A 12,582-nucleotide genomic window follows, 5' to 3' on the forward strand; every position below is an offset into this window, starting at 1 on the left:
ACTTTTGCGCGCACTATCCCCTGCACATCGCCGCCTGCCGTTTTCAGGCGCAGGCGGAACGTTTATAATGATTAATCAATTATCTGCAGCACTTTTCGCCAGCAGTCGCAATGAGGCATGAATGAAGAAGATCCTGATGGGCGCAGCCGCCCTGCTGTTCGCCGGCGTATTGGCCGGTTGCAATCAACTGACCCAGTACACCCTGAGCGAGCAGGAAGTGAATGATTACCTGCAGAAACACAACGATTATCAGAAGCAGATCGGCGTGCCCGGCCTGGTGGACGCCAACATCGTACTGACGCAGCTGCAAAGCCAGATTGGCCGCAGCGAGCCGGGCAAGGTCACCCTTTCCGGCGATGCCAAGGTCAATATCACGTCGATTCTCGGCCCGCAGGCGGCGGATCTGAAGCTGACGCTGAAAGCGCAGCCGGTTTACGACCGTGCACAGGGCGCCATTTACCTGAAAGACATGGAACTGACCGATTACAGCGTGCAGCCGGAAAAAATGCAGACGGTGATGAAAGCGCTGACGCCATATCTGAACCAGTCGCTGAAGTCTTACTTCGACCAAAAGCCGGCTTATGTGCTGAATCCTGACAACAGCAAAACCGAAGCGCTGGCGAAAAAACTGGCGAAGGGATTGGAAGTGAAGCCGGGTGAGTTGGTGATCCCGTTTAGCGACTGACCGCCTCTTGATGCATCAAGCCCGCCGCCAAGCGGGCTTTTTATTGCGGAAAACGATTACTGCGGCGCGCTGTAGGCGATCTCGCCGGTGTTGCAGTTGAGCGTCACGTTGTAGGTTTTATCCGCTTTGGTGCCGCGCACCGTCAGCGGCACCTGCCACACCTGATCCTTGCCGGTGATGGCATCCGGGCTGACCCAGGCGATCGGGGTAGCGGTGCCCAGCAGTTTTTTGTCCGCCTCCCAGCGCGTGATGCGGTTCTGCAAGAAGTCGCGCTTGACCTGGGCGGCGATATCCGCCGGCTGCAGCCCCGCACACTGCCCCACCTTGGCGCTGCGTTGCTCTTGAACCTGCGCCCACACCGCAGTCGATGCTCCCATCATGGCCAACAAGGTGATAGCCAAAGCCGTTTTTTTCATGTCTCCTCCCGTTGTGATTAGCGCTATCCGGGCGCCCATCCCTGGCTCACAACAGGGTTTCGGCAAAGGGTTACCGTTTGACGAACTCGATGACAAACAGCGCATCCAGGCCCGGATAGATTTCCTTGATCACCTGCTTCAGTTCGCCGAGCGACATGTTCTCCTGCTGTGCATGGCGTTCGGTCAGCGCATCCAGGCGCACCGGCGTTACCGACAGCACTTCGATAAAGCAGAAAAATACGCCGTCTTCATTGCGGCTTACGCGCAATACCTCGCCCGGTTCGAAGTGCGACTCACTGGCATCCCGAATGGTGATGGTTTTGCGCCCGGCCAGAATGTCTTGCTCAAAGCGGCTGAAGAAAGTTATTTCACGGCTCATTTTAGATCCTTTTTCATCACAACACCGCAACATAAGCCATTATGCCGCTTGCTTTTCTGACGCAGATCCCTCTTTTGAGTTAGAGACCGCTTTTTTCGCTTTCGCTTCCGTCGGTTTCTTGCCGGTTTCCGCCGGTGATGCGCCGCGCAGGATCAGCCCCAGCGCATCCTTATTCTCCGCCAGGAAGAAGCTCAGCCCTTCGCGCTGTTCGTCGTCCAGCTTCAGCGGCGCCTGTTGCAACCACTCTCCGAGGTTATCCGCCAAATCCAGCATTTTGTCGTAGGCGTCGGCTTCTTTCTTGCTCGCGAAAGTCATTTTTTCCTCACCGTTTCTCACCACCACATATTTAACTTCAACCGCCATGCGTGCGTCCTCAAATACTCAAACAACTGTAAATACATACAGTATAAATGGATAGCGGCGGGAAGGCAAACCGCCGCCCGCCTTCGGCTTATTTCAGCAGCCGCACCTTGCAGCTCTTGCCTTTGATTTTGCCCTGTTGCAGCTGTTGCAGCGCCTTGCGTGCGCTGGCTTTACGGATCGCGACGTAGGCATGCACCGGGAACATGTCGATCTTGCCCACTTCCGCCGCCGTCAGCCCGGCATCGCCGGTCAGCGCGCCGAGGATATCGCCGGGGCGGATCTTCGCCTTGCGGCCGCCGTCGATGCACAGCGTCACCATCTCCGCCTCCAGCGAGCCGTTGGCCGCCCCGCTCAGCTCGGACACCGGCGCCCAATCGACGGTCATCTGCAGGTAGTCTTCAATCGCATGCGCCCGCGCCATTTCCTGCGGCGTGCACAGGCTGATCGCCAGCCCGCTCATGCCGGCACGGCCGGTACGGCCAATACGGTGCACGTGCACTTCGGGATCGAACGCCAGTTCGTAGTTAACCACCAGCTCCAGCTCTTTGATGTCCAGCCCGCGAGCGGCAACGTCGGTCGCCACCAGCACCCGGCAACTGCGGTTGGCGAAGCGCACCAACACCTGGTCGCGATCGCGCTGCTCCAGATCGCCATGCAGCGCCAATGCGCTGATGCCGCGGGCCTCCAAAGCCTCAAGCACCGTCTGACAATCGCGTTTGGTATTGCAGAACACCACGCAGGACGCGGGTTGATGATAACGAATGGCCGACACCAGCAGCGCCGGGCGCTGATCGCGCGTGGTCTCATAGAAGCGTTGTTCGATGGCGGTCTGCGCTTCGTCATCGCCCACTTCGACGCTCAGCGGCTGGCGCTGAACGCGTTCGCTGATGCGTTCGATACCCGCCGGATAGGTGGCGGAAAACAGCAGCGTCTGACGCTGCGGCGGCGTGTAGCTGATCACATCGTCGATATCGTCGGCGAAGCCCATGTCCAGCATGCGGTCGGCCTCATCCAGCACCAGCACCTTCAGTTCGTCCAGCAGCAGCGTTTTCTTGCGCAGGTGCTCCTGAATGCGCCCCGGCGTCCCCACCACGATGTGCGGCGCGTGCACCAGCGAATCGAGCTGCGGCCCCATCGGTTGGCCGCCGCACAGCGTCAGGATTTTGATGTTTTGCGTGAAACGCGCCAGGCGACGCAGCTCTTTGCTCACCTGATCGGCCAATTCACGGGTGGGACAGAGCACCAGCGCCTGCGTGGCGACCTGAGCGACGACGATATTATTCAGCAGACCAATGCCGAACGCCGCCGTTTTACCGCTGCCGGTTTTCGCCTTGGCGCGCACGTCCCGCCCTTGCAGAATGGCGGGCAACGCGGCGGCCTGCACCGGCGTCATTTTGGCGTACCCCAGTTCGTTGAGGTTGGCCAACTGTTCGGCTGGCAGCGGCAGGGAAGAAAAAGAAACTGTGCTCACGGCGATAACTCTTATATGACGAATGGAATGGCGGCGCGCCCGCAGGTTGGCGCCGAATCAGCGGCAAATGATAACAGAGATGGGCGGCGTTACGGGCAGCGGGCATAAAAAAACCCGCCGGCGGCGGGTTTCTTGGCGGCTCCGTCGTTAAATGGCGACGACGTTGGCTGCGGCTGGGCCACGTTGGCTGTCCTGGATGGAGAACTCAACCTGCTGGCCTTCAGCCAGGGTCTTGAAACCATCGCTAACGATAGCGGAAAAATGAACGAAAACGTCTTTAGAACCGTCGGCAGGCGTGATGAAGCCGAAACCTTTGCTTTCGTTGAACCATTTAACGTGACCAGTGATCTTGCTCATTTGTGTTTCCTTTACTTGATAAACCTGCCTTGACGGCACGAGACGCGAAAACCATGCGATATGTGGGCCTTCTTTCGTCGTCGGTTATTAACGCATAATCGCCCATGCAGGGCAAATATTTCTGCTTGTTATAAAAACAGCAAGTTAGCAACAAACTTGGCGCAGCGGCTGCGCACGCAATCGTTTTCGTATATACTGCCCGCCGATCATCAATCCGCTTACTTTCACCGATCCAGGTACGAAACTATGTTAACGATTGGAACCGCCCTGCGCCCTTCCGCCACCCGCGTTATGTTGCTCGGCTCCGGGGAGCTGGGTAAAGAAGTCGCCATTGAATGCCAGCGCCTCGGCCTGGAAGTGATCGCCGTCGATCGCTATCCCGACGCCCCCGCCATGCACGTGGCGCACCGCAGCCACGTCATTAATATGCTGGACGGTGACGCGCTGAAAGCCGTTATCGAACAAGAGCGGCCGGACTATATCGTTCCCGAAATCGAAGCGATCGCCACCGCCATGCTGGTCGAGCTTGAACGCCAGGGCCACCGCGTGGTGCCCTGCGCCGAAGCCACGCGCCTGACCATGAACCGTGAAGGCATCCGCCGTCTGGCGGCGGAAGAGCTTGGCCTGCCCACCTCCAGCTACCGCTTTGCCGACAGCGAGGCGACTTTCCGGCAGGCGGTCGAGCACATCGGCTACCCGTGCATCGTCAAACCGGTGATGAGTTCTTCCGGCAAAGGACAAAGCCTGATCCGCACGCCTGAGCAACTGCAAAGCGCCTGGGATTACGCCCAACAGGGCGGCCGCGCTGGCGGCGGCCGGGTGATCGTCGAAGGGCTGGTAAGATTTGATTTTGAAATTACGTTGTTGACCATCAGCGCCGTGGACGGCGTACATTTCTGCGCACCGATCGGCCATCGTCAGGAGGATGGGGACTATCGCGAATCCTGGCAGCCGCAGCGCATGTCAGCTGCGGCGTTGAGCCGCGCTCAGGCTATCGCGGAGAAGGTGGTGAAGGCCCTGGGCGGTTTCGGCCTGTTCGGCGTGGAGCTGTTCGTCTGTGGTGACGACGTGATCTTCAGCGAGGTGTCTCCGCGGCCGCACGATACCGGCATGGTCACGTTGATCTCACAGGATCTGTCCGAGTTCGCCCTGCACGTTCGCGCGTTTCTCGGATTGCCGATTGGCGCCATCCGCCAGTTCGGCCCTTCCGCTTCGGCGGTGATCCTGCCCCAGCTGACCAGCAGCGATGTGCGCTTCAGCGGCCTGGAAAACGCGCTGCGCGGGCACAGCCAGCTGCGCCTGTTCGGCAAACCGGAGATCGCCGGGCAGCGTCGCCTGGGCGTGGCGCTGGCGACGGCGGACACGACGGAACAGGCGGTGGAGCAAGCGAAACAAGCCGCTGCCGCCGTGGCGGTCAACGGCTGATACTCACGGGGCCGCTTGCGCGGCCCCGATAACGTCAATAGTCTTCGTCTTCTTCAGCATCGTTATTCCGCGACGCCTCCGGGGCGGCCTCATGCTGCTCGTCTTCATCATCGTCATCGAACAGTACCGCAACCTGAGCGCCCTGATGCTTCTCGCGAATTTCCTGCGCAACGCGAGCAATGGCTTCACCGCTGCTCATGCCCTGCTCCATCAGTTGATGGATGCGATCCGCCGCTTCCTGCTGCTCCGCGTGACTCAGTAATGGCATACCTGCATGCATGTGTCGTTTTCTCCGGCAAAAGGGAGAAGGAGTATACGCGCTAACGCGGCGGATCCCAACGTCTTGTGGCTCAGGCCGGTTGCGAGCAGCCGTTATCGCTGCGCCACTGCTTCAGCCGATGCCGCCACAGCATGACATGCCACCCCTGTTTCAGGCCGCGCGCATTGGCGAACATCGCTCTGTCGATGCCGCGCTGATAGAACTCTTCGGTGATCTGACTCTGGGCTGCCGGATCCGGTTCACGACGAATGCTGTGGCAAATGCCCAGCGCTTCGCGGGTGATTTGCCAATGGAAAGCCGGACGAATGGCGACAGTGCCGGCATAGCGCCGGTTGAGCCGCTCCAGCATCTCGACGATTTTCATATAGTGGCGTTGATAATCCACGTTCGCCTGACCGGTGCGACGACGGTTGCTGATCGATTTGTCGTGCACCCGTTGACGGTACAGCGGCGTGCTTAAATATTTGACCCGTTTGGCATTAAACATGACTTCCGTTGTCCAGGGAATATCCTGGTGATGCAATCCCGGCTCGAAATAAAGCCGATGCTGGCGAATAAAGTCGAGGCGATATATTGCCAGCCATACAACGTGAATAAACTTTCGCGATTTCAGCGCACGTTCAAACCACTGTACGCCGGTGATAACGTCGGTGGTGCGCAAACGCGCCTCGGGAAAAATCGGCTGCAATTCATCCTGGCTGGTGAAATAGCGTTCGCCATTGCATTGCATCACGTCTAATTGGTGTTGTTCCGCCTGTTCCAGCAGCGTGGAATACATGTCCGGCGCCAGCACATCGTCGGCATCGGGAAACGCCACATATTTGCCTCGGGCAACGGCGAGCCCGGCATTGCGCGCGTTAGAAACACCGGCATTGGCTTGATCGATCACACGAATATGCGGATGCGCCGCCGCGTAACGGTGTGCGATCTCCTCCGAACCGTCGGTGGAACCATCGTTAACGATGATCACCTCCAACCGCTGCTCACGCTGGGCCAGCAGCGAGGCCAGGAAAGGCTCCAATAATTCCCCCGCATTGTGCATCGGGACGATCACGCTCAGCATTAACGACATAGGCAGCTCTTCAAGGATAATGTAACAAAATAATAATTTTACTTTTCTAAAAGACGCATAGGGTTCAGCGCACGCTGAAATAGCGTAACGCCTGCAAATTCCCGCAGCGGCTAATGGAACCGAACCTGCTTTTCTTTTTCAAACCAGCGCCAGAAAGCGCTAAGTAATTAACCCATTAATTCCAAAGGGCGGCGACGCTGGCTAAAATCAGGCAAAACCACGCCGCTCCGCATCTAATAACAAGCAGAAATAATAAATTTATGAAATTAACGAATCTTTTTTTATATTTTTCGGGCCTTGCGCCCGCGGCAAATAGGCTTCCAGTGCATTTGACGTTAAATTTTTAACATATCGAAGTATAATCAATGGCGCAAAAAATGCCTTATTTCAGGTTTATTGAACTGCCGTTTATGTGAACTGTGCTGCATGCCGCGCATGGCAAAACATGCATGACGTGACCGTCTATGGCACACTAGCCGCCAGATATCGCCGCCCTCACAGCCAGGTTTATTGACGTTCATGAGCGTAACCGCCCCAAACATAAAATCGTTGCCCTACAGCCGCAGTGCCCTGATGACGCTTTTCGCCCCGCTTTCAGCACAGCCCTGGGCGATGCTGCTGCATTCTGGCTTCGCCGACCATTCGCATAACCGCTTCGATATCCTGGTCGCACAGCCGCGCGTTACGCTCACCACCCAGGGCGCCGGCACGACAATCGAAAGTGACGGCGTCACCATTGAGTCTCAGGAGGATCCGTTCTCCCTGCTGCAGCAGCAGCTGGCGGCGCAAGGCTGGCAGCCGGCGTTTAACCCGGATCTGCCGTTTCAGGGCGGCGCCCTGGGGCTGTTCGGCTACGATCTCGGGCGCCGGGTCGAAACCTTGCCGCAGTTGGCTGAAGCCGACCTCGCTCTGCCGGACATGGCGGTGGGCATTTATGACTGGGCATTGATCGCCGACCACCAATTGCAAACCCTGACGCTGCTCAGCTATGGCGATGTGGAGCAGCGCCGGCGCTGGCTTACTAGCCAAACCGCGCCGACGGAGCGCCCCTTCACGCTGCTAAGCGGCTGGCGTGCCAATATGAGCCGCCGGCAATACGGCGAGAAGTTCCAACGTATTCAACACTATCTGCGCAGCGGCGACTGTTACCAGATTAATCTGGCGCAGCGGTTCTCCGCCGACTATCAGGGAGATGAATGGCAGGCGTTTTGCCGACTGAGCGCCTGCAACCGCGCGCCGTTCTCCGCTTTCCTGCGGCTGCCGCACAACAGCGTGCTGAGCGTCTCTCCCGAGCGCTTCCTGTGGCTGGCGCAGCAGCGCATCCAAACCCGCCCGATCAAGGGCACGCTGCCGCGGCTGGCGGACGCGGAACAGGACGCCGCACAGGCGCGCCGATTGGCCGATTCGCCCAAGGATCGCGCTGAAAATCTGATGATCGTCGATCTGCTGCGCAACGATATCGGCCGCGTCGCCCAGCCCGGCAGCGTACGGGTGCCGGAACTGTTCGTCGTGGAGCCGTTCCCCGCCGTGCACCACCTGGTGAGCACCATTACCGCCACCCTGCCGGAGCAGGCCTCGGCCACCGAGCTGCTGCGCGCCTGCTTCCCCGGCGGTTCGATCACCGGCGCGCCCAAGGTGCGCGCGATGGAAATCATCGAAGAGCTGGAGCCGCAGCGGCGCAACGCCTATTGCGGCAGCATCGGTTACCTGAGCGCCTGCGGCACCATGGATACCAACATCACCATCCGCACGCTCGTCACCGAAAACGGCCGCATCCACTGCTCCGCTGGCGGCGGCATCGTGGCGGACAGCCAGGAGCAGGCGGAATACCAGGAGACCTTCGACAAGGTTGGCCGTATTCTGCCGCAGCTTGGGGAGTATGCCCCGTCGTGATCCCATCGAACTCACCGGCCTCGCTGCACGCCTTTATCAGCCGTTTTCAACTGCAGCTGCCGCAGGCGGCGCAGATCTCGCACAATGTGCGCCCGGCGGCGGTGCTTATCCCGATCGTCTGCCGCGCCGAGCCGACGCTGCTGTTGACCCGCCGCGCTGACTCGCTGCGCAAACATGCCGGCCAGGTGGCCTTCCCCGGCGGCAAGACCGACGCCGAAGACGGATCGGCGATCGTCACGGCGCTGCGGGAAGCGCAGGAAGAAGTGGCGATACCGCCGCACGCGGTGACCGTCCTCGGCCAAATGGCGCCGCTCGACAGCAGCACCGGATTTCAGGTCACGCCTATCGTCGGTCTGATCCCGCCGGACGTGCAGTTTCGCGCCAACGAGGGTGAAGTGGCGGACGTGTTCGAGATGCCCCTGCGGGAAGCATTGACCCTGTCGCGTTACTACCCGCTGGATATTCATCGCGCCGGCCGCACGCACCGCATTTATCTCTCCTGGTATCACAGCCAGTTTATCTGGGGGCTGACCGCCGCCATCATTCGCCGCCTGGCGCAACAGGTCAGTATTTAGCCCGCATTGCGTGATCTGACTCGCAATCTGGCATGGCCGTCGGCGTCAGCTGCAGGTAAAGCGATCGAAATCACTTCATTTGATCGCTTTTTCAACTACCGTTCCGGTTGAATGGTTTTAAAAAAACTGTAAACCCTCTCTTAAACCTTACGAAATACCTGTAAAATACCACCGTCCGAGATAAACCACTGTAGAAACAGGGATTAAGCCGGCGGCGTTCAGCACGGAAGGCTGGCGCGATTACCGCTAATGGAGCTTGGGCGAAAGCGGATACCCCGCTTAAGGGTTCGCCCCGGGTAATCAGGAAAAAAAGCGACACCACGGATTATTTAATTTCATGCGAAAAAGGCAGCCGAACCCGCACGGCCCTTTTACAATATCGCTGTTCCCTGCGCGGTTTTTAACCGCCGCAGCCATAACAATACGTCTCTTTAAGGAGTTTTAGCGTGATTAGCGTTTTCGACATGTTTAAGATCGGCATCGGCCCGTCCAGCTCTCATACGGTTGGACCGATGAAAGCCGGCAAACAGTTTGTCGACGATCTGGTAAATAAAGGCCTGATGCCTTCTATCACGCGTGTTGCCGTAGACGTTTACGGCTCACTCTCATTGACCGGCAAAGGTCACCATACCGATATCGCCATCATTCTCGGCCTGGCCGGCAACATGCCGGACACCGTCGATATCGATAGCATTCCGGGTTTTATTCGCGATGTAGAACAACGTCAACGCCTGATGCTGGCCAACGGCCTGCATGAAGTCGATTTCCCGCGCGACGGCGGCATGGTCTTCCGCAGCGACAACCTGCCGCTGCATGAAAACGGCATGCAGATCCACGCCTTCGCCGGCGATAAAGAAGTGTACAGCAAGACCTATTACTCTATCGGCGGCGGTTTCATCGTCGACGAGGAGAACTTCGGTAAGGACGCCGAGCAAGAGCTGCAAATGCCCTACCCGTTCAACTCCGCGCGCGAAATGCTCGATCACTGCCGCGAGACCGGCCTGTCGCTGTCCGGCATGGTGATGCAAAACGAACTGGCGCTGCACAGCAAGCAAGAGATCGAGACCTACTTCGGCAACGTCTGGCAAACCATGCGCGCCTGTATCGATCGCGGTCTGAACACCGAAGGCGTGCTGCCGGGGCCGCTGCGCGTGCCGCGCCGTGCCTCCGCGCTGCGCCGCATGCTGGTGGCGTCGGACAAACTGTCCAGCGATCCGATGAACGTGATCGACTGGGTCAACATGTTCGCGCTGGCGGTTAACGAAGAAAACGCCGCCGGCGGCCGCGTGGTTACCGCGCCGACCAACGGCGCCTGCGGCATCGTGCCTGCGGTACTGGCTTACTACGATCACTTCATCGAGTCCGTCAGCCCGGATATCTACATCCGCTACTTTATGGCGGCGGGCGCCATCGGCGCGTTGTACAAGATGAACGCCTCCATTTCCGGCGCCGAAGTCGGCTGCCAGGGTGAAGTCGGCGTAGCCTGCTCCATGGCGGCGGCCGGCCTGGCCGAACTGCTGGGCGGCAGCCCTGAACAGGTGTGCGTGGCGGCGGAGATCGGCATGGAACACAACCTGGGGTTGACCTGTGACCCGGTCGCCGGCCAGGTGCAAGTGCCGTGCATCGAGCGCAACGCCATCGCCTCGGTCAAGGCGATCAACGCCGCCCGCATGGCCCTGCGCCGCACCAGCGAGCCGCGCGTTTCGCTGGATAAGGTGATCGAGACCATGTACGAAACCGGCAAAGACATGAACGCCAAGTACCGCGAAACGTCACGCGGCGGCCTGGCAATCAAGGTGCAATGCGACTGACAGATAACCCCGCCGCCCGGCGGGGTTTTTTATGGGTAATCAATTCATTGAACGTTTTAGTGACAATGTCACAAAAAAATATCCTGCATTTTTCTCATCGATCCGGCGGTTAGCCTGCAAATTGGCCTTCTGTTTTACCAAACTGAAATAATTTACTGAGTTACCATCAATCTTGTATAACCTCAGGCTAGAATTAGCCGAGCGCAACTTAAGGATCAATGGCCTGACTGTGACTCGGAGCTGGATTACCGAACAAGGATTTACCGGATGTTGATGACCCACCTCGCCGCGTCCCGATATCGTTACTACCGTTGGCTGCTGGCCGGAGCGGTGGGCGCGGCTATTCTGTTGGTATCGCTGTATACCCGTTACTATCAAGAGGTCAAAAGCATCGAGTTGAGCCAACACACGTTGGCCACCCGCACCGTCGGCAAACTCAACCAGTTGCTGACGCCGGCGCAGCTGCAGGCGGAACGCAGCATGGACATGCTGAACCAGCCCTGCGAGAACGTGTCATCTACCCTGCGCTTTCGCGCCGCGCAAAATCAGGCGCTGCGCGCCATGTTGCTGGTGAAGAACGGCATTATTTATTGCTCCAGCCTATTTGGCGCCCGTCATTATCAGCTGGCCGCGGTGATGCCTACTTTCGTCAACAGCGACGCCAGGCTGGCGCTGCGCCCCTCGCTGGCGGTGAGCAAAGGTCTGCCTACGCTGGTGCTGTGGACGCCATCGCCCCGCGATAAAACCAGCGGCGTGCTGCACGTATTCAATATCGAACTGCTGTCCAACTTTTTACTCGAGCCGCAGGAGCCTTACGTTCAGCGCGTGGTGCTGAACGTGGCCGACAGCAGCCTGGAATACGGCCGCCGCGAAATCCTGAGCCGCGATACCCTGACCAACGATCTGCGCTACACCGCCGGCTCCGCGCTGTATCCGTTCTCGATTTCGCTGTTCGGCCCGCAGATCGGCATGCTGGCGCTTTCCGCACTGCCGCGCCATATTCCGCTGGCGCTGCTGATCAGCCTGTTGGCGGCCTATGTGGTCTATCTGCTCACCGCCAACCGCATGAGCCTGTCTTATCACATCGGCCATGCCATCACCCATCGCGAGTTCCGTGTCTACTGCCAGCCGATCATCCACAGCGATACCGGGCGCTGCGCCGGCGTTGAGATGCTGCTGCGTTGGAAAAAGAAACGGCAAGGGTGGATCTCGCCCGACGTGTTTATTCCGCTGGCCGAGCAGCATGAGCTGATCATTCCGCTCACCCGCTACCTGATGAGCACCGTGACGGAAAATCTGCAGCTGTTCCCGCCCCGGCCGTCGTTCTACATCAGCATCAACGTCGCCGCCGAGCATTTTAAAACGCTCAATATCATCGACGATATTCGCCAGATTTGGCTGCCGGCGCACCCGATGCCCTCGCTGATGCTGGAGCTGACCGAACGCACCGCGCTGTCGGCAATTCAGTATGACCAGATCCGCACGCTGAAAGACATGGGGATCATGCTGGCCATCGACGATTTCGGCACCGGTCACAGCTCGCTGAGCTACCTGAAGAACCTCAGCCCGGACGTCTTGAAGATCGATCGCGGGTTTACCGCCGCCATCGGCACCGACGCGGTCAACGCCACGGTGACCGACACCATCATTACGCTGGCGCAGCGCCTGAAGCTGAAACTGGTGGCAGAGGGGGTGGAAACGGAGGAACAGGCCGACTATCTGCGCTCACGCGAGGTCAATGCCCTGCAGGGATATTATTTCGCCAAGCCGATGCCGATCCACGTTTTCCCGCTGTGGTTGCAACAGTACGAATCGCGCGTCAGAAAAGCGGAAGAGGATCCGCCGGAGGCCTGAG

The 12,582-nt window shown here is 58.9% G+C and carries 13 protein-coding genes; 6 read left to right on the plus strand and 7 right to left on the minus strand.

The annotated features are described in order from the left end of the window. The first annotated feature begins 121 nt into the window (after window positions 1-121). Window positions 122-685: a lipoprotein gene (locus tag REA38_RS10395; RefSeq protein WP_004927555.1), complete on the plus strand. Its 564-nt coding sequence runs from the start codon at window positions 122-124 to the stop codon at window positions 683-685. A 56-nt stretch (window positions 686-741) separates the two neighbouring features. On the opposite strand, the gene yebF is transcribed toward REA38_RS10395, so the two are convergent. From yebF to cspC, 5 genes are all read right to left on the minus strand, one after another. Beyond that, window positions 742-1,101: a protein YebF gene (yebF, locus tag REA38_RS10400; RefSeq protein ID WP_039565729.1), complete on the minus strand. Its 360-nt coding sequence runs from the start codon at window positions 1,099-1,101 to the stop codon at window positions 742-744. Window positions 1,102-1,171: 70 nt separating this feature from the next. After that, window positions 1,172-1,480 (minus strand): N(4)-acetylcytidine aminohydrolase, encoded by a 309-nt coding sequence (gene yqfB / locus REA38_RS10405; RefSeq protein WP_004927562.1) that lies wholly within the window; start codon window positions 1,478-1,480, stop codon window positions 1,172-1,174. Between the two features lie 39 nt (window positions 1,481-1,519). Beyond that, window positions 1,520-1,843 (minus strand): YebG family protein, encoded by a 324-nt coding sequence (locus REA38_RS10410; protein ID WP_039565715.1) that lies wholly within the window; start codon window positions 1,841-1,843, stop codon window positions 1,520-1,522. An 88-nt stretch (window positions 1,844-1,931) separates the two neighbouring features. Beyond that, window positions 1,932-3,314 (minus strand): ATP-dependent RNA helicase DbpA, encoded by a 1,383-nt coding sequence (dbpA, locus tag REA38_RS10415; protein ID WP_060421399.1) that lies wholly within the window; start codon window positions 3,312-3,314, stop codon window positions 1,932-1,934. A 147-nt stretch (window positions 3,315-3,461) separates the two neighbouring features. Then, window positions 3,462-3,671: a cold shock-like protein CspC gene (gene cspC, locus REA38_RS10420; protein ID WP_004927572.1), complete on the minus strand. Its 210-nt coding sequence runs from the start codon at window positions 3,669-3,671 to the stop codon at window positions 3,462-3,464. Between the two features lie 246 nt (window positions 3,672-3,917). Between cspC and purT the strand changes: the two genes are divergently transcribed. Continuing rightward, entirely contained in the window at window positions 3,918-5,096 is a 1,179-nt protein-coding gene (gene purT, locus REA38_RS10425) for a formate-dependent phosphoribosylglycinamide formyltransferase (protein WP_041035497.1), read from the plus strand. Window positions 5,097-5,130: 34 nt separating this feature from the next. Here the strand turns inward: purT and REA38_RS10430 are convergent, their stop codons facing one another. Then, on the minus strand, window positions 5,131-5,376 hold the full coding sequence (locus REA38_RS10430) for a YoaH family protein (protein WP_308885832.1): 246 nt from the start codon (window positions 5,374-5,376) through the stop codon (window positions 5,131-5,133). A 70-nt stretch (window positions 5,377-5,446) separates the two neighbouring features. After that, window positions 5,447-6,448 carry a glycosyltransferase gene (locus tag REA38_RS10435; protein WP_308885833.1) on the minus strand — a complete coding sequence of 334 codons (1,002 nt, stop codon included), beginning with the start codon at window positions 6,446-6,448 and terminating at the stop codon, window positions 5,447-5,449. 519 nt (window positions 6,449-6,967) lie between these two features. Here REA38_RS10435 and pabB point away from each other — a divergent pair. From pabB to REA38_RS10455, 4 genes are all read left to right on the plus strand, one after another. Beyond that, window positions 6,968-8,341: an aminodeoxychorismate synthase component 1 gene (pabB, locus tag REA38_RS10440; RefSeq protein ID WP_308885834.1), complete on the plus strand. Its 1,374-nt coding sequence runs from the start codon at window positions 6,968-6,970 to the stop codon at window positions 8,339-8,341. Beyond that, the gene (locus REA38_RS10445; protein ID WP_033654422.1) at window positions 8,338-8,916 is read left to right on the plus strand and encodes a CoA pyrophosphatase; all 579 of its coding nucleotides are present in this window, start codon (window positions 8,338-8,340) and stop codon (window positions 8,914-8,916) included. Before pabB ends, REA38_RS10445 begins: the two co-directional genes overlap by 4 nt. Window positions 8,917-9,362: 446 nt before the next feature. Then, the gene (gene sdaA / locus REA38_RS10450) at window positions 9,363-10,727 is read left to right on the plus strand and encodes an L-serine ammonia-lyase (RefSeq protein ID WP_033634884.1); all 1,365 of its coding nucleotides are present in this window, start codon (window positions 9,363-9,365) and stop codon (window positions 10,725-10,727) included. A gap of 267 nt (window positions 10,728-10,994) precedes the next feature. Beyond that, the gene (locus tag REA38_RS10455) at window positions 10,995-12,581 is read left to right on the plus strand and encodes an EAL domain-containing protein (RefSeq protein WP_033634885.1); all 1,587 of its coding nucleotides are present in this window, start codon (window positions 10,995-10,997) and stop codon (window positions 12,579-12,581) included. Window position 12,582 lies beyond the last annotated feature (1 nt).

Source organism: Serratia sp. MF1(2023), assembly GCF_030954545.1.
In the GTDB taxonomy this organism is placed as follows: Bacteria; Pseudomonadota; Gammaproteobacteria; order Enterobacterales; family Enterobacteriaceae; genus Serratia; species Serratia sarumanii.

Excerpts from the sequence above, each read along its gene's own strand:
- REA38_RS10395 (WP_004927555.1), top strand. The coding sequence starts at position 122 with ATGAAGAAGATCCTGATGGGCGCAGCCGCCCTGCTGTTCGCCGGCGTA.
- yebF (WP_039565729.1), bottom strand. The coding sequence starts at position 1,101 with ATGAAAAAAACGGCTTTGGCTATCACCTTGTTGGCCATGATGGGAGCA.
- yqfB (WP_004927562.1), bottom strand. The coding sequence starts at position 1,480 with ATGAGCCGTGAAATAACTTTCTTCAGCCGCTTTGAGCAAGACATTCTG.
- REA38_RS10410 (WP_039565715.1), bottom strand. The coding sequence starts at position 1,843 with ATGGCGGTTGAAGTTAAATATGTGGTGGTGAGAAACGGTGAGGAAAAA.
- cspC (WP_004927572.1), bottom strand. The coding sequence starts at position 3,671 with ATGAGCAAGATCACTGGTCACGTTAAATGGTTCAACGAAAGCAAAGGT.
- purT (WP_041035497.1), top strand. The coding sequence starts at position 3,918 with ATGTTAACGATTGGAACCGCCCTGCGCCCTTCCGCCACCCGCGTTATG.
- REA38_RS10430 (WP_308885832.1), bottom strand. The coding sequence starts at position 5,376 with ATGCATGCAGGTATGCCATTACTGAGTCACGCGGAGCAGCAGGAAGCG.
- REA38_RS10435 (WP_308885833.1), bottom strand. The coding sequence starts at position 6,448 with ATGTCGTTAATGCTGAGCGTGATCGTCCCGATGCACAATGCGGGGGAA.
- pabB (WP_308885834.1), top strand. The coding sequence starts at position 6,968 with ATGAGCGTAACCGCCCCAAACATAAAATCGTTGCCCTACAGCCGCAGT.
- REA38_RS10455 (WP_033634885.1), top strand. The coding sequence starts at position 10,995 with ATGTTGATGACCCACCTCGCCGCGTCCCGATATCGTTACTACCGTTGG.